Annotated in this window: 14 protein-coding genes; 6 read left to right on the forward strand and 8 right to left on the reverse strand. The window is 32.6% G+C overall.

Annotated elements, in window-relative coordinates:
- Positions 1-2: 2 nt before the first annotated feature.
- From K5Q11_RS02885 to K5Q11_RS02905, 5 genes are all read right to left on the reverse strand, one after another.
- Positions 3-950 carry an ABC transporter ATP-binding protein gene (locus K5Q11_RS02885; protein ID WP_220751175.1) on the reverse strand — a complete coding sequence of 316 codons (948 nt, stop codon included), beginning with the start codon at positions 948-950 and terminating at the stop codon, positions 3-5.
- Positions 951-973: 23 nt separating this feature from the next.
- On the reverse strand, positions 974-2,020 hold the full coding sequence (locus K5Q11_RS02890; RefSeq protein WP_220728912.1) for an ABC transporter ATP-binding protein: 1,047 nt from the start codon (positions 2,018-2,020) through the stop codon (positions 974-976).
- A gap of 10 nt (positions 2,021-2,030) precedes the next feature.
- A complete protein-coding gene (locus K5Q11_RS02895) occupies positions 2,031-3,050 on the reverse strand; it encodes an ABC transporter permease (RefSeq protein WP_220728911.1) in 1,020 nt (339 codons plus the stop codon).
- A gap of 3 nt (positions 3,051-3,053) precedes the next feature.
- Positions 3,054-3,983 carry an oligopeptide ABC transporter permease gene (gene opp3b, locus K5Q11_RS02900; protein ID WP_220728910.1) on the reverse strand — a complete coding sequence of 310 codons (930 nt, stop codon included), beginning with the start codon at positions 3,981-3,983 and terminating at the stop codon, positions 3,054-3,056.
- A gap of 143 nt (positions 3,984-4,126) precedes the next feature.
- Positions 4,127-5,746 carry a peptide ABC transporter substrate-binding protein gene (locus K5Q11_RS02905; RefSeq protein ID WP_220751176.1) on the reverse strand — a complete coding sequence of 540 codons (1,620 nt, stop codon included), beginning with the start codon at positions 5,744-5,746 and terminating at the stop codon, positions 4,127-4,129.
- A 220-nt stretch (positions 5,747-5,966) separates the two neighbouring features.
- Between K5Q11_RS02905 and hflX the strand changes: the two genes are divergently transcribed.
- Positions 5,967-7,238, forward strand: coding sequence for a GTPase HflX (gene hflX, locus K5Q11_RS02910; RefSeq protein WP_220751177.1), 1,272 nt, complete (start codon positions 5,967-5,969; stop codon positions 7,236-7,238).
- Between the two features lie 28 nt (positions 7,239-7,266).
- On the opposite strand, the gene K5Q11_RS02915 is transcribed toward hflX, so the two are convergent.
- The gene (locus tag K5Q11_RS02915; protein ID WP_220751178.1) at positions 7,267-7,812 is read right to left on the reverse strand and encodes a guanylate kinase; all 546 of its coding nucleotides are present in this window, start codon (positions 7,810-7,812) and stop codon (positions 7,267-7,269) included.
- 18 nt (positions 7,813-7,830) lie between these two features.
- Positions 7,831-8,253 carry a bis(5'-nucleosyl)-tetraphosphatase gene (locus K5Q11_RS02920; RefSeq protein WP_308442916.1) on the reverse strand — a complete coding sequence of 141 codons (423 nt, stop codon included), beginning with the start codon at positions 8,251-8,253 and terminating at the stop codon, positions 7,831-7,833.
- 88 nt (positions 8,254-8,341) lie between these two features.
- Between K5Q11_RS02920 and K5Q11_RS02925 the strand changes: the two genes are divergently transcribed.
- The 3 genes from K5Q11_RS02925 (at position 8,342) to K5Q11_RS02935 (ending at position 12,872) form a co-directional block, all read left to right on the forward strand.
- Positions 8,342-10,759, forward strand: a complete 2,418-nt coding sequence (locus K5Q11_RS02925) for a Xaa-Pro dipeptidyl-peptidase (protein ID WP_220728905.1) — start codon at positions 8,342-8,344, stop codon at positions 10,757-10,759.
- A gap of 62 nt (positions 10,760-10,821) precedes the next feature.
- Complete coding sequence (locus K5Q11_RS02930; RefSeq protein ID WP_220751180.1) at positions 10,822-11,730, forward strand: proline iminopeptidase-family hydrolase; 909 nt, start codon at positions 10,822-10,824, stop codon at positions 11,728-11,730.
- Positions 11,727-12,872: a polysaccharide deacetylase family protein gene (locus K5Q11_RS02935; protein ID WP_220728903.1), complete on the forward strand. Its 1,146-nt coding sequence runs from the start codon at positions 11,727-11,729 to the stop codon at positions 12,870-12,872. The genes K5Q11_RS02930 and K5Q11_RS02935 overlap by 4 nt, the downstream gene beginning before the upstream one ends.
- A 39-nt stretch (positions 12,873-12,911) precedes the next feature.
- Here the strand turns inward: K5Q11_RS02935 and K5Q11_RS02940 are convergent, their stop codons facing one another.
- Positions 12,912-14,465, reverse strand: a complete 1,554-nt coding sequence (locus tag K5Q11_RS02940) for an ABC-F family ATP-binding cassette domain-containing protein (RefSeq protein WP_506256434.1) — start codon at positions 14,463-14,465, stop codon at positions 12,912-12,914.
- 145 nt (positions 14,466-14,610) lie between these two features.
- Between K5Q11_RS02940 and K5Q11_RS02945 the strand changes: the two genes are divergently transcribed.
- Positions 14,611-14,991 (forward strand): VOC family protein, encoded by a 381-nt coding sequence (locus K5Q11_RS02945; RefSeq protein WP_220728902.1) that lies wholly within the window; start codon positions 14,611-14,613, stop codon positions 14,989-14,991.
- 173 nt (positions 14,992-15,164) lie between these two features.
- A complete protein-coding gene (locus K5Q11_RS02950; RefSeq protein ID WP_220728901.1) occupies positions 15,165-16,763 on the forward strand; it encodes an APC family permease in 1,599 nt (532 codons plus the stop codon).
- Positions 16,764-17,120 lie beyond the last annotated feature (357 nt).

A 17,120-nucleotide genomic window follows, 5' to 3' on the forward strand; every position in this document is an offset into this window, starting at 1 on the left:
TTTTATTTACCATTATTTAATCGTTCTTTATACATCGCTACTTCTTCTTTAGTAGCTCTAACATAGTGTCTAGGTGCAATTTCAACTAAGCTACGTTCTTGACCATCATCTTCTTTAGAAGCGTCATAATCAACAATTTCACGCTTACGTTCATACTCTGGGTCTGGCACTGGAACAGCTGATAACAAACTTCTTGTATAGTCATGTAATGGATGATTATACAATTCATCAGCATCAGCAATTTCTAACATCTTACCATAGTGCATTACACCAATTCGATCACTAATATATTTAACCATTGATAAATCATGAGCAATGAATAAATATGTTAACCCACGTTCACGTTGTAATTTTTTTAATAAGTTAACTACTTGTGCTTGGATTGACACATCTAGCGCTGAAATAGGTTCATCAGCAATAATGAATTTAGGCTTAACAGCTAACGCACGTGCAATTCCAATTCTTTGACGTTGACCACCCGAAAATTCATGTGGATAACGGTTAGCATGTTCTTTATTCAAACCAACTGTTTCCAATAAATCCTCGACTTGACGATTACGATCATCATCGTCTTTAGCTAAATGGTTTATATCAATTCCTTCAGCTACAATGTCTTTAACTTTCATTCGTGGATTTAATGATGCATATGGATCTTGAAAGATCATTTGCATATCTCTTCTAAATTTAACTTTCTTGTCCTTGCTATTTAACTTAGATACATCTCCACCTTCGAAAATAATTTTACCTGAAGTGGGAGTATATAAATGACAAATAGCTCTACCAGTAGTAGTTTTACCTGAACCAGATTCACCTACTAGACCAAAAGTTTCACCTTTGTAAATATCAAAGGTAATATCATTGACAGCCCTAACTTCATCGGGTTTCCCCACATTAAAGAACTGTTTTAAATGTTCGACTTGTAAAATCTTAGGAGCATTTTTATCTTCCATAATTTTTTACCACCTATTATTTCTTATTTCGTATTAATCGCTTTAAAATGTTTTTGACGTTTTACAATTTCATCTGGTGGAGTGACCTTAGGAGCTCGGTCATCCAATAACCATGTAGCTGCATAATGCGTATCAGAAACTTTAAAGAATGGTGGCTGTTTAATGGTATCAATTTTTAGAGCATATTTATTTCTAGCTGCAAAAGCATCTCCAACTGGTGGTTCCAACAAGTCAGGAGGAGTTCCTGGAATTGAAGGAAGTACCTCTGATTTGGTATCAAGAGTTGGCATTGAACTTAATAATCCCCAAGTGTATGGATGCTTAGGATTATAAAAGATTTCGTCAACAGTTCCATATTCTACAATTTTACCAGCATACATAACTGCAACTCGATCAGCCATTCCCGCAACTACCCCTAAATCATGCGTAATGAAGATAATGGATGTATTAATTTTATCCTGTAATTCTTTCATTAACTTCAAAATTTTAGCTTGAATAGTAACATCCAAAGCAGTAGTTGGTTCATCAGCAATAATAATTTCGGGATAAGTAATTAATGCAATCGCAATTACGATTCTTTGACGCATCCCACCAGAAAATTGATAAGGATAATCATTTAATCGTTCTTTTGCATTAGTAATGCCTACGAGTTTCATCATCTCAAGTGCTTTATCTAATGCTTTATCCTTACTCATATTTTGGTGAATCATTAAGGGTTCTGCAATTTGACGACCAATTTTCATGGTTGGATCTAGAGAAGTCATTGGATCTTGAAAAATTTCAGCAATGTGTTGTCCACGAAACTTACTTAATTCTTTTTCAGTCTTACCCAAAATTTCTTCGTCTTTAAATTTAATACTACCGCCAGCAATTTCAGTATTAGAAGCATTTAGCCCCATAATACTTCGCGTTGTAACGGTTTTACCTGACCCAGATTCACCAACGATAGCAAGTGTTTCACCTTTTTTCAAATCAAAGCTAACATCTCGAATCGCTTTAATCTTACCTGCATAAGTATTGAAATTAATTTTTAAATTTCGTACCTCTAAAATGTCATCTTTATTTTCCAAAGTTTCTCACCTACTCTCTTGTTCTAGGGTCAAAGGCATCACGAAGACCATCACCAAGAATGTTGAAAGCAATCATTAATAATGAAAGAACAATTGCTGGAATCCACATTTGGTATGGTAAGTATTGGAATGATTTTTGACCATCACTAATTAATGTACCTAATGAAGCAGCTGGAGCTGGAACTCCAATTCCGATAAATGATAGGAAGGCTTCGAAGAAAATAGCATTAGGAATTGTAAGCATTGTATTAACAATAATTACACTAGAAAGGTTTGGTAATAAATGCTTAAAAGCAATTTTCCAAGGTTTTTGACCTAGTGATCTAGCGGCTAAAACAAATTCTTGATTCTTAAGTTCCAAGGTTTGCGCTCTAACTAAACGCGCCATATTAATCCAACCTGTAAAAGCTAATACTAATACGATTGAACCAATTCCTGGTTTGAAAAGTAATAATAGCAAAATCATAACTACCAAGTTTGGTACTGAAAGCATGATTTCAATAATTCTTTGCATAAAGGTATCAACACGGCCGCCTTTCCAACCAGAAACGATACCATAAGTAACCCCAATGGTTAAATCAAAGAAAGTCGCTACCATTGCAATAATTAAAGAAAGTCTTGTACCAGATAGTGTTCTGGCTAATAAATCACGACCTAAGTAATCACTACCCAACCAGTAATGAACATTAGCGGCATCACCAGTATAAGCATTCACTCTTTGTCCACCTTGAACTAAGGTTCCATTAAAACCGGGAATATCAATTCCAGGAATTCGTGGAGGTAAGTTATTCAAGTTTGGATGGGTAGCAATGTTTCTAACTGAAGGAATCAATTGTGACCCAAAAGCCAACACGATGAAGAATATTAAAATATACATTGAAATCATTGCTGCTTTATTTTTCTTAAGACGACGCCAAGAATCTTTTAAGAAGGTTAAAGACGGAGCAGCAATTCTTTCATTATCTAAATGTGAACCATCTGATAACGGTTCAAAAGCATCTTTAGGTAACTTGTTTGCATTATCTGCCATTGATTAATCCCTCTTTCCTGTAATTCTGATTCTTGGATCTACTAATCCATAAACAATATCCGTTATTAATAGCACTACACATAGCATGAAACAATATACAATGGTTAGTCCCATGATTGTTGGATAGTCATTAGTGGTAATTGAGTTAACAAATTGTTCCCCAATTCCTGGAATAGCAAAAATATTTTCAACAACTAGTGAACCAGTCATAATATTAACCGCTAAAGGTCCAATAATTGTGATTAATGGTATTAAACTATTCCTCAAAGCATGATGATAAATAATACCTAATTTACCTAATCCCTTAGCTCTAGCTAATTCGATATAGTCTGAATTCAACACGTCTACCATTTCAGTTCTAACAAATCGAGCTGATTCAGCTAACGGCATCGCCGCTAACGCAATCGTTGGTAAAATAGTGTACATAAATCCGCTCCAACCAGCGATTGGGAAAGCACGTAATTTCAATCCAAAGAAATATTGAAGTAAGATTGCTAAAACAAATGAAGGAATTGAAATACCTAAAATTGAAATAATTGTAGTAGTAGTATCAACCCATGTATTTTTTCTAATGGCACCAAATGCACCTAATACAATTCCTAGAAGTACACCTATTACCATTGCTTGGAAACCTAATAACAATGAAGGTCCAATTCGACTACTAATTAGATATGAAACTGGTTGGTCACTAAATTGGAAAGAAGTTCCAAAGTTACCATGTACAGCGTTAGCTAAGTAACTCAAGTACTGTTGCCAAACTGGTTTATCTAAACCATATTGTTGCAAAATTAATTGTTGCTCAGTAGGAGACAACTTAGCTTGGTTAGTCAGGGGTGTCCCTGGCATAAGTTTCATTAAAAAGAAGGTAATGGTAGTAACGATAAATAACGTTAATACCAAATAAAATATTCTTTTAGCTAGATACTTTACCATGATATTCCTCACATTCTGTATTTTATTAATACCAAACTTAATTGTTTAATATGTATAAGTAAGTAATGAAAATTACTTACTTTTTGTTATTGTTTCTATGATATCAAGATTAAATTAAAAAGTGTTATATTAATACTTTTTAATTATTTAACACTAGCATTACGGAAGTCTAGTCCTGAACCAGTTGGGTAGAATTGAACTCCTTGAACACGTGTGTTGATAGCGTATGGTTGAGCTTGATGGTAGATTGGGATAATACCTTGATCATTCATCAAAGTTTTTTCAGCTTGAACCATGTCATTCCAACGCTTGTCAGTGTTATTAGCATCTTGACCTTCTGCATTATTAACGAACTTATCGTATTCAGCATTCTTCCATTTACCATTATTGTATGAATTATCAGAAGTAAATAGCGTTAAGAATGTAATTGGATCTGGAAAGTCACCATTCCAACCAGTTGCTACTATATCGAATTGACCGTTTTGTGAACGTGATAAACGACTCTTGAATGGTAGGTTTTGGTTAGTAACTTTCAAGCCAGGTAATTGTTCAAATTGAGTTTGTAGATATTCAGTAGTATTTTTACCAGCAGCAGTATCATCAGCGAGTAATGAAATATTTAAGCCTTTCTTGCCAACTTCTTTAAGTCCTTTAGCCCATAGTTTCTTAGCTTCAGCCATGTTGTAATCTACACCAGATTTTACATAAGCATCCTTGGTAAAGTCTTTACCATTTCTTGATGCTAATCCTGGAGATACATATCCGACAGCTGGAAGTGAACCATCACCTAACGTATTCTTAGTGAATTGTTGACGGTTAATTGCTAAGGAAAGTGCTTTACGGATATTCACATTTCTAAATGCTGGATCTTTTTGTTGGTTTAATTCCAAGTAGAAAGTGGAAGCTTGTTTTGCATTATAGAATTCTTTACTATTCTTATATTGACCAACTTGTTGAGCACCTACAAGTTTAATAGCATCTAATTTACCAGCTTGATATTCATTTAAAGCAGTACTTGGTGTTTTTTGAACATTAAACTTAACACCATCAATCTTAGTAGCTTTATTATTCCAATATTCTTTGTTACGAGTAAGTGTCCAACTGTCATTAGTACCAGTCCAACCGGTTACCTTAAATGGACCATTATAAATCATGTTAGAACTGTTAGTTCCATAAGCTGAACCAAACTTCTTAACTGCACTTTCACTTTGTGGGAAGAATGGTGTCATTGTAACTAAGTATTTAAAGTATGATTGTGGTTTAGATAGTGTAACTACTAACTTGTAATCACCATCAGCTTTGACCCCTAGTGAAGAAACTGGAGCTTTATTTTTACTAATTTCAGTTGCATTTTTCACATGATCAAACAAGTATGAATATTGAGATGCTGTCTTAGGTGCAACTGATCTTTGCCATCCATAAACAAAATCTTTAGCTGTAACTGGTTTGCCATTACTCCATTTTGAATGTCTCAAATTAAAAGTATATGTTTTACCATCTTTGGATACTTTATAACTTTCAGCAACCCCAGGTGCTACTTTACTGTCTTTGGCAGAAATCAAAAGCCCCTCATTACTGTTACTTAAAGTTTCAGCACTAACATGATCAGTGGCTTTAGAAACATCTAAAGTTGGTAAGTTAGCACTTTCTTGCCATTGAATTGTTTTACTCTTTGATTCTTGAGATGAATTACCACAAGCAGCTAGAAGTAAAGCTGATGATAATCCAACTGTACTAAGTTTTACAACTGAACTTAACTTCATAAAATAAACCCCACCTTTTTTATTTTCAAATCGCGTATTTGAAAAATCTGCTTTTATAAAAGTTGTAAATATATTAACATTAAAAATAGATTAAAATCAATATTTTCTTTTAATTTTTTTAACATGTTTCAAATTTAATACTCATTTTTAATAAATAAAATTAGTTCGTTGTTATAATTATAAATGTTATAATATTAGCAACCATAAGGGGGTTGATTGATTGAATAATGAATTATTACCGGTAATTACTATCGGCTTAAATTTAAATAATGAACGATTTGAATACTCTATGAAAGAACTATCGGCGTTAGCATTAGCGAACAATATGCACGTAGTTCAAGAATTAGTTCAGAAATTAGACCATCCTGACTCCGCAACTTACTTTGGTAAGGGAAAAGTCGAATTACTAAAAGAAACTGCTGCCGCTAACGATGTAAATACAGTCGTAGTGAATGATGAATTATCACCTAGTCAGTTAAGAAATTTGGAAAAGAAAACTGAAGTTAAAATTATTGACCGTACCGGATTGATTTTAGAAATATTTGCTAATCGTGCTCGTACTCACGAAGCTAAATTGCAAGTCCAATTAGCTAAACTTCAATATCAATTGCCAAGACTGCACACAAGTGCTAGTCAGCGCTTAGATCAACAAACCGGTTCTGGTGGCGGTGGCTTTACTAACCGTGGTTCTGGGGAATCACAATTAGAATTAAATCGTCGAGTTATTGAAAAAAGTATTACACACATTAAAGAAGAGTTAAAAGCCATCGAAAAGTCTGACCAAACTCAAAGAAAGCAACGTTCCAAATCCGACATTCCAAATGTTGCATTAGTTGGTTACACTAATGCTGGAAAATCAACTGTTATGAACCAATTAGTTAGTCGATATGGTGAAAACGTTGAAAAACAGGTTATGGTTAAAAATATGTTATTTGCAACCTTGGATACTAGCGTTAGAAAATTAGCATTTCCTGACCAAAAGAAAATGTTGCTATCTGATACGGTTGGTTTTGTAAGTAAATTACCACATCAACTTATCAAAGCCTTCCGCTCTACTTTATCAGAAGCTGCTAATGCGGATTTACTTGTCCAAATCGTTGATGAATCAGATGAAAACAAACAATTAATGATGGAAACTACTAACGAAACCCTTAAAGAGATTGGTATTGAAAATATCCCAATGTTAACTATTTTTAACAAGGCTGATTTAGCGGATGAACCACGCCCTATTAGAGCTGGAAATAATCTTACAATGGCTGCTTTAGAATCATCATCAATAGATGAGTTAGTTAAAATAATTAAAGAAAAAATCTTTAAAAACTATGCTACCGTTAAACTATTAATTCCATTTAGCGATGGTTCAGTAGTTGAATATCTAAATTCAAATGCCAATGTAATTAGTACTGATTACAATGCTGAAGGTACTGAAATAAAAGTTGAATTACCTGATGCTGATTTAAATCGTTTTGAAAAGTATGTTATTAATAAATAAAAAGAGTTCCTAATATAAGGAACTCTTTTTATTTATCAAATATTTGATTTAATTTTTGTTTAGTAACATCCCAATTGTCATTATTAATTACGATAGCACCATTCAATTCAGCAGGTAATTGTTGATCTCTTTTATATTCTAAACTATTAATTCTTTGAATAATTTTGCGCATCGAATCGCCTCTTTTAACCATTCGGTGTTTTAGCATTTCAACATTATTGACCTGTAAAAAGATTACAATAGCTTGCTTACCTAGTTTACGTTTATATGTTATAGCACCCTTCGTATCTAGCACAATTACCGCTTCAGCCGACTTATCCCAAGCTAATTGTAAGCCTTCGTATGAAGAACCATATTTAGCACCAGAATATTCTACACTTTCTAAATAATGTTTGTTAGCAAAAGTTGAGTCGCTTTCAAAATAGTAATCTACTCCATTTCGTTCATTGTAACGAGGTTCACGAGTTGTATGTGTAATTACTTTAGTCATATTGAAATGTTTGGCTAAATAATTTCTAACAGTCGTCTTGCCAGAACCAGCGGCACCGGTAACTACAATCACCTTATTGGACATTGAAAATACTCCTTAAAATTAAGAATGTTTTTTAGATAAATATGAATTAATAGCATCTAAGGCTACTTTTAAATTATCAAAAGTTACCATTTTACGTGCTTGGTCATATTCTAACCATACATATTCACTAATTTCTTCTTTTTGTAGCTTAACTGTTTCTGTATCAACTTTACTTGAATAAAAGGTTACCGTTTTATGATGTCCATTTTTCATATCGTATTCAACTACATAATTAAAATTTTCATCAATCGTAGCATCAATTCCCGTTTCTTCTTTAATTTCACGAACAGCTGCTTGAACTAAATTTTCACCAGCTTCTACATGCCCTTTAGGAAATCCCCAAAAATCACTGGTAGCACTTTTTTCTAGTAAATAACGTGGTTTATCGTTGACCATTCGATATACAATTGCTCCACCATCAATTTCAGTAACCAATATCATCCCTCCAGAATTGACTAATTATATCTGTTCATTATAACATTGATGAAAATTAGGATATAATTAAAATAATTTAAAGGGGCTGAATATATTGAAAAATAATCAATTTGCAATCGTGTCAAATAATTTAAAAACTAAAAAATTAGAATTAGCAAAGTTAAATTTTTTAGATTCAGATACAGAAAAAATAGACAAGCCTTGTACGCTATTAAAAGAATTTTTGCTTAAAGCATTTTTAGATACACAAAGTAATGCTATTAAAGGTCAAAAAATATCTGCTATCTTAGCTTCAGAAGATGAAGATGCACTTAGCTACTTAGATGATAATGAACCATTATCTAAGATTGCATTTTATAATATTGCACTTCAACTTCTAGGATTTCAAGTCGGCCTTGATTTTGAAATTGATGACTCTATTTCTAAAATGAAAGAATGGAATTTACCAATTGATAAATCCAAAGACCCCATGTCCACTGATGAAGTCATTTCAGCATGGTATTTACTATTAAATACTCACAATAAATATGGCCAAACTTACATAGATTATTTAGCTTCTACAGGTTATTTTGCACAAAACTATAATAAGTTTGATAAACCATTAATTTTCAACGGTAAATCAATGCCAGTTTACGATACCAATGAATTAATTCGTGAAGTTGTTTATGTAGAATCACCCCAAGATACCGATTTTGATGGCAAGCTAGACTTATTAAAAGTTGAAGTATTAAGACCAAAGGAAAGTAATAAAAATCAAGTTCCAGTACTATTTACTGCCAGTCCTTACAATCAAGGTACTAACGATTATAGTGGTGAAAAATTAACCCATGAAGTAAATGTACCATTAAAACATAAAGAACCAGTCCAATATAAATATGATCAAATAAAATTTAAGGATGAAAAGAAAGCTTTGCCTGCACAAAGAACCGTTGAAGGTAAAACTCGTAAGGCTGAACAAACTTTTGACCGCGAAGCATCATACACTTTAAATGATTATTTCTTAGCACGTGGATTTGCAGTAGTCTACTCTGCTGGTATTGGTACAAAAGAGTCTGATGGTTTAAGAACTACCGGTTCACCAGAAGAAACAATTGCCACCACTTCAGTAATTGAATGGTTAGCTGGTAATCGTACAGCCTTTACTAATAAAGTTGATAATACTGAAATCAAAGCTTGGTGGTCTAATGGCAACATCGCTATGACCGGTAGATCTTATTTAGGAACATTACAAACCGCTGCAGCTACCACTGGTGTGGAAGGCTTAAAAACTTGTATTTCAGAAGCTGCTATTTCTAGTTGGTATGACTACTATCGAGATAATGGTTTGGTCGTCGCACCTGGTGGTTTTCAAGGTGAAGATGCTGATGTATTAGCAGAAGAAACGTTTAGTCGTCAGCAAGAAGCCGGTGATTACATGAAGGTTAAAGATCAGTGGTTAAAACAACTTAAGCAAATCACAAAGTATCAAGACCGTGAAACTGGTAACTATAATACCTTTTGGGATGCACGTAATTATTTAAATAATATTAAGAATATAAAAGCTGATATGATAATGGTGCACGGTTTAAATGATTGGAATGTAAAGCCAAGAAATGTTGAAAACTTATGGCAAGCTTTGAAAAAAGTTCCAGTTGAAAAGAAATTATTCTTACATCAAGGTCAACATATTTATATTAATGCCTTTCAATCAATTGATTTTACTGACATGATGAATTTATGGTTAACTAATAAACTTTTAGGCGTTGAAAATAACGCTAATGAACTTATTCCAGATGTAACTATTCAAGACAATGTAAAACCTGAAACATGGAACACGTATGAAGACTGGGCTAATGCTGATGAAAATATAGAATATTGCTTAGGTCATGACAATTCATTAACCGATGTAGCTAATGATGGTCAATTATCGTTTAATGACCATTTAGACACAAACACATTTGAAAAATACACTCAAAATTATACTAAATGGCGTAAAGATTTATTAACTGACCAAAGTGCAATGCAAAACAATCGCTTAATTTTTAAAACTAAACCGCTAACACAAGATACCATTATTGATGGAAAAGTTAACGTAAAAGTTAAAGCTGCATCTGATCAAAACTTTGGTATGCTTAGTTTCATGCTAGTTGATTATGGTACAGCTAAACGATTAACTGAAACTCCGCAAAGTATCGAATATAAACGTATTAATGAAGGTTATCTATGGCGTGAAGATAGTTTAAGAGAGTTCAAATTACAAAAAAACACCACTGATTACAAAAAAATTACTGAAGGTCATATCAACTTACAAAACAGGACTAATAACTACTCTGTAGACGATATGGAAGCAAATACTTTCTATGATGTTGAAATGGAACTGCAACCTACTTTTTATCATTTAGTAAAAGGTCATCAAATTGGTTTGGTAGTTTATGCAACTGATTTTGAAATGACTAACCGAGGTAATCAAGACGTTAATTATTCAATTGACTTAAAAGAATCTTCAATTGAAATACCAATTTTTGAAAAATAATTTATATTAGTATAAAAAGTGTTACGATTATTAATGACAAAAATACGAAATGAGGGATTAATTTGAAACAAGGTACAAAAATAATCACTTTAGATAATGGATATCACTTATGGACACATACATCCGGTGAAGGAAAAATTAATTTACTAGCATTACATGGTGGCCCCGGTGGAACTCATGAATACTGGGAAAATACCGCTGATGAATTAAAAAAACAAGGCTTAGATGTTCAAGTTACTATGTATGATCAATTAGGTTCCTGGTACTCTGACACTCCAGACTTAAGTGATCCTGAAACTGCTAAAAAAATCCTTTCATATGATTACTTTGTTGATGAAGTTGAAGAAGTACGTCAAAAGTTAGGTTTAGAAGACTTCTACCTTATTGGTCAATCTTGGGGTGGATTATTAGTACAATTATATTCTCAAAAATACGGAGATCATTTGAAGGGTGCTATTATTTCATCAATGGTTGACGAAATTGACGATTATACAAAACATTTAGATGAAATTCGTGAAAAAGAATTTTCCCCAGAAGACTTAGCTTTCATGAAAGAATGCGAAGCTAACAACGATTATGATAATGAAAGATACCAAAAATGTGTTGATAAGTTAAATAAAGACTATATTGACCGTAAGCAACCTTCAAAACTAGATCATTTAGTTAGCGTTGCAAATACTGATATTTACAATGCTTTCCAAGGTGACAATGAATTTGTTATTACTGGAAAATTAGGTGAATGGCATAATACTAAAAACCTAAAGGATGACAAAGTTCCTACTCTAGTAACGTTTGGTGAACATGAATCTATGCCACTAGAAACTGGAAAACGCATGGCTGAAATGATTCCAAAAGCTAAATTTGTTTCTACTCCTAATGGTGGTCATCATCACATGATTGACAACGCTCCTGTATACTATGACCATTTAGCAACATTCATTCGAGAAGTTGAACGAGGCGATTATGAATGAGAATGTGTAAAAAATCATTTAAAATAACTCTACTGTTAACAATCAGTATCGCATTATTATTTATTAATGCATTTTCTATTCAAGCTAATGAAAATGTAAAAAAAGAAAATATAAATACTGAAAAACAAACTAAAAATAATGGTAGTTCTAAAGTTAACAGTAGTTCTAAAGCTAATAAAAGTAACAAATCAAAACCTAAAAAAACAAAACCCACTAACAGAATTAGTAAGTTAAATTATGGTCAGATTATCGGTAATGATGAACATAAACTAACTACTATTAAGCAATTATTAAGAAACCGTATTGCTGAAAAAAATAAATTAAGCAATAAACAAGCTCAAAATATTATTAATTTTAATGTGCCAGCTAATTTTAAAAGTAAAGGTTTTGAAATCAGTAAAAATTATTTTACCGTTTATTTGAAAAATAATGAGTATAAGCTAGGTAAAGTCGCAATTCCTTTAAGACAGATGAGTGGAATTATTTTAAATCGTTACTTGCCTAAACCATATCGTTTTAAAAACGTTAATAACAATGCAAAAACGGTTGCATTAACATTTGATGACGGTCCTGATCCTACACTAACTCCTAAATTACTAAAAATATTACGTAGATATAAAGTACCTGCTACCTTTTTTGAATTAGGTAGTAATGTTTCTAAATATCCTAATATCAGTAAACAAGTTGCTGAATCTGGTAATTTAATTGGGAATCATTCATGGAGTCATCCTCAACTTAACTCATTGTCTAAAGAACAAATAAACAAACAAATCGCATCCACTAATGCAGCTATTTACAAAGCAACTGGCAAAATACCTAGCTATTTAAGACCTCCATATGGAGCAACGAATAGCACAGTTAGCAAAGTTGCACAATGTCCAATTGTGATGTGGTCTGTTGATTCAATGGACTGGAAGTTTTTGAATGCTCTACAAACAGAGCAACAAGTTATTAAAACTGTTTATCCTGGTTCAATTATTTTAATGCATGATATTCACCCTACTTCAGTACAGGCAGTTCCTTCAATTATTAATAGTTTGAGAAGTCGTGGTTATCATTTTGTAACCCTACCTCAAATTGTAAATCGCCCACTACTAGCAGGATATGAATACTTTGGTCATAATGATTTCAGAAATGATTAATAAAAAAACACTATCAATTAGTTTGATAGTGTTTTTTTATTATTTAGGTTGTTCTCTTAAACTTAATTTTTCAACATCTAAGACTTTATCCACCAGACCATTATAGAAACTAGCCTCATGTGAAACGATAATAGCATTTCCAGGGAAAGCTTTAATTGCTCGCTTCAATGATTCTTTAGTTTCATCATCTAAATGGTTAGTTGGTTCATCCATAATCAAGAAGTTGCTAGGTACAAATTCCATCATAGAAAGTTTAACTTTAGTTTGTTCCCCACCAGATAATTCACCAATTGGTTTCATAGCATTAGCAGCATCTAGTCCGCATTTAGCTAATTTAGTTCGAATATCTTTTTGAGTTAACTTAGGATATTTTTCTTGAACTATTTGTAAAGGCGTCTGATTATCATTACTCCAAACTAAATCTTGACTAAAGTAACTAACTTTAGCTGAAGGTGAAAAATGAGCAGAACCACCTTTTGGTTTTAACATTCCCAAAATGGTTTTAATTAAGGTAGATTTACCAACTCCATTAAATCCTTCAAAACCAATTTTTTGGTCTGTATTAACAGAAAAGCTAACTGGTCTTAATAGTGGTTTATCATAACCCACTGAAAGTTCTTCAACGCTTAAAGCATTTTGTGAACCTGTATCTTGATATGGAAAATCAAATGATGCATGAATATTAGTCGAAGGTGGTTCCACAATTTCCATATGCGATAACATTTTTTCACGTGATTTAGCCATCGTAGATTTAGAACCAGCTTTGTTTTTTCGAATAAAACTTTTAGCTTTTTCAATTTGGACTTGTTGCTTTTCATATTCACGCTGTTGAGCTTTTTCACGTTCATGTCTTTGACGCATAGCTTGTTTAAAGCTACCACGATATTTCATAATTTTTCCAAAAGCTACATTGATAATACAATTAGTAACTTGTTCCAAAAAGTCATAATCATGAGAAATAATCATTGCAGCGCCTTGAAAGGCATTCAAATAATCTACTAGCCAAGCAATATGTGCCGTGTCCAAATAGTTCGTTGGTTCATCAAGTAAAATTACATCTGGATTTTCTAAAATCAATTTAGCTAAAATAATTTTAGAACGTTGTCCACCAGACATGTTTGCAATGGCTTGATCACGTTTAACGTCATCTAAGCCAAGCCCTGTAATAACTCTTTCAATTTCCGTTTCTATATCATAAAAGTTATGAGCTTCAAGATTTTCTTGAATTCTCCCCGCTTGTTCTAAAAGCTTATCATCCATGGTTTCAGCATACTGTTCGTAAAGCTTTTCCATATGTTCAGACATATCATATAAATCTTTGTATGCGGTGTGCAAAAATTTAATTAATGTCATTCCCTCAGGAATATCAGCATATTGATCCAAATAACCAATTTTGGTATTTTTTTGCCATTTTACAGAACCAGAAAGCGGTAATTCAACTCCAGTAATCAATTTAATAAGAGTACTTTTTCCTACTCCGTTTTGGCCAACTATTCCCATATGTTCGCCTTTGTTTAATTGAAAACTGGCTTCGTCGTATAGCATTTTATCAGCAAAACCCATACTTAAATTTTCAACATCAAGTAAAGCCAAAATTTTCTCTCCTTAGTTCGTTTCCTTTTTTAAATATACAGTACTAAAATTACCATATTTTCAGTAATAACGTCAATTATATAAAAATGATATACTATTATCATATCAATACTTAAAATTATAAATGAAAGCTGGAATGGTTTAAATGAAAATCAAAGATATTGATCATATAACTATTGCTGTAGAAAATTTAGAAAGATGCATGCGTTTTTATCATGAAGTCTTGGACTTACCAATTGTTAAGCAAAATGAACAAAGCATTTTATTACAAATTGGCAAGCAAAAGATAAAGTTAGTACTACAAAATAAAAACGATTTAAAACCTAATAAAGAAACCGCTGCTTCAGCTAGTTTTTGTGTAATTGCTAAAGATAGCTTAAAAGACATTCAAGCTCATTTAGCTAACTACGGAGTAAATATTGTAGATGGTCCAAAATTAATTCATGGATCAAATGGTTTAATGAATTCTATTCACATTACCGATCCTGAAGGTAATTTAATTGAAATATGTGAGTATAAAAAATAAAAAAACTAAGTATTTGTTGATATACTTAGTTTTTTTATTTTTTATTTACAAACTCCCCAATTAAGCATTATTATAAACATGAAAGCGCTTAAATACTGCCATAGTGGGCTTCAAATCATTTTACATCAAAAAAAATTTTTGGTAATATACTTTGAGACCATGAAAGGAGTTTTATGAAAAATACAAATAAAACAAAGAAAATAGGTTTATTTCAAATTGTAATGTTAGGTTTAAGTTCAATTATCGGTTCAGGATGGTTATTTGGTTCCTGGGAAGCTTCTAGAGTTGCCGGACCAGCTGCCATTATATCTTGGATTGTAGGTGCAATTGTCATTGGAGCAATTGCTTTCAACTATATTGAACTAGGTTCAATGTTCCCCGAAAGTGGAGGTATGAGTAAATACGCTCAATACTCTCACGGTTCTCTGCTAGGATTTATAGCAGCATGGGCCAACTGGGTTTCATTAGTAACATTAATTCCAATTGAAGCTGTGGCTGCTGTTCAATATATGAACACTTGGCCTTGGAAATGGGCAAGTTGGACACACGGATTTATGGAAAAAGGTGAAATATCTAACCAAGGTTTATTAGTAGTTTTCGTTTTCATATTAGTCTTTACACTATTGAATTATTGGTCAGTTAACTTATTAGCCCGCTTTACTAGTGTTATCTCCATTCTTAAATTGGGTGTTCCACTATTAACAATTATCATGTTGCTATTATCAGGTTTCCATTCTGGTAATTTCACTTCTGCGGGTGGCTTCATGCCTTATGGTAGTGCTGCTATTTTCTCTGCAACTACTGCATCAGGTATTATCTTCTCATATAACGCTTTCCAAGTGGTTATAAATATGGGACAAGAAATCAAAAACCCTAAAAAGAACATATCACGTGGAATTGTGATTTCACTTGGTATTAGTATAGTTATTTATGTATTACTTCAATTTACATTTATTGGATCAGTTATACCAGCCGATTTAGCAAATGGTTGGCATGGTGTTGACTTTGAATCTCCATTCGCTGACTTAGCTATTTTATTAGGTATACACTGGTTAGCTATACTATTATATTTAGATGCTTTCGTTTCGCCTTTTGGTACTGGTGTTTCTTTCGTAGCTCAAACTGCTAGAACTTTAGCTGCTATGAAAGATAATGGTCATATGCCTAAATTCATCGGTATTATTAATAAACGTTGGGGCGTTCCACGTATTGCAATGGTAATCAACATGATAGTAAGTATCTTGTTAGTAGCTATCTTTAGAAGTTGGGGAACACTAGCTAGTGTTATTTCTACTTCTACGCTAATTGCATACTTAACCGGTCCAGTTACAGTTAAATCATTAAGAACCATGGCCCCTAACTTTAAACGTCCAATTAGAATTAAATTACTAGAATTTATGGCACCACTTGCATTCGTTCTAGCTAGTTTAGCTACTTATTGGGCAATGTGGCCAACAACTATCAAGGTTATTGGAGTTATCTTGTTAGGATTACCATTCTACTTCTACTTTGAATGGAAAACTAACTGGAATAAGACAGGTAATCAATTTAAAGGTAGTTTATGGATGATTGGATACTTAATTTTCATTTCAATCATATCTTACCTAGGTAGTTCTGATTTTGGTGGAATTAACTTAATTCCATATCCATTTGATTTCGTTGTGATTATCATTGTTTCACTAATTTGTTACTACTGGGGTATTTCAACTTATGTAGTAACTAAGAACTTAGATAATGCTAAGGAAGTTAATGATAAAGTTCAAATGAAGTAATATTATTAATATAATATATGGTCGAAAGAGTAAACATAATGTTTACTCTTTTTTCTTTATATATTTGATAAAAGGTTGACTTTTATAATTTATATATTTAGAATTGGTTTATTAAGAAAGGAGAGGTTGTCAATGAATAATTTAAATATAAAGAAAGTTAATATTAGTAGTTGGCAAGGCTGGCAATATTAAAGTCGTAGTATGTTAATTCACGGATGCGGCTTTGATAATTAGATGTTTAATCATTATCGATATGCATCTGTGCTGGCTATCTTCTCACGAATAAATGCCTGTGCGGATTTTATTAAAAATGCCAGCCAGGCCACAAAAAATTAACAGCGGACTGTTCTGAGCATT

Source organism: Apilactobacillus xinyiensis (assembly GCF_019656235.1).
Taxonomy (GTDB): Bacteria; Bacillota; Bacilli; order Lactobacillales; family Lactobacillaceae; genus Apilactobacillus; species Apilactobacillus xinyiensis.

What these genes read in the sequence shown, in the direction of transcription:
- K5Q11_RS02895 (WP_220728911.1), bottom strand. Translation starts at nt 3,050, where the DNA reads ATGGCAGATAATGCAAACAAGTTACCTAAAGATGCTTTTGAACCGTTA.
- K5Q11_RS02905 (WP_220751176.1), bottom strand. Translation starts at nt 5,746, where the DNA reads ATGAAGTTAAGTTCAGTTGTAAAACTTAGTACAGTTGGATTATCATCA.
- opp3b (WP_220728910.1), bottom strand. Translation starts at nt 3,983, where the DNA reads ATGGTAAAGTATCTAGCTAAAAGAATATTTTATTTGGTATTAACGTTA.
- K5Q11_RS02885 (WP_220751175.1), bottom strand. Translation starts at nt 950, where the DNA reads ATGGAAGATAAAAATGCTCCTAAGATTTTACAAGTCGAACATTTAAAA.
- K5Q11_RS02915 (WP_220751178.1), bottom strand. Translation starts at nt 7,812, where the DNA reads ATGTCCAATAAGGTGATTGTAGTTACCGGTGCCGCTGGTTCTGGCAAG.
- K5Q11_RS02935 (WP_220728903.1), top strand. Translation starts at nt 11,727, where the DNA reads ATGAGAATGTGTAAAAAATCATTTAAAATAACTCTACTGTTAACAATC.
- K5Q11_RS02945 (WP_220728902.1), top strand. Translation starts at nt 14,611, where the DNA reads ATGAAAATCAAAGATATTGATCATATAACTATTGCTGTAGAAAATTTA.
- K5Q11_RS02950 (WP_220728901.1), top strand. Translation starts at nt 15,165, where the DNA reads ATGAAAAATACAAATAAAACAAAGAAAATAGGTTTATTTCAAATTGTA.
- K5Q11_RS02920 (WP_308442916.1), bottom strand. Translation starts at nt 8,253, where the DNA reads ATGATATTGGTTACTGAAATTGATGGTGGAGCAATTGTATATCGAATG.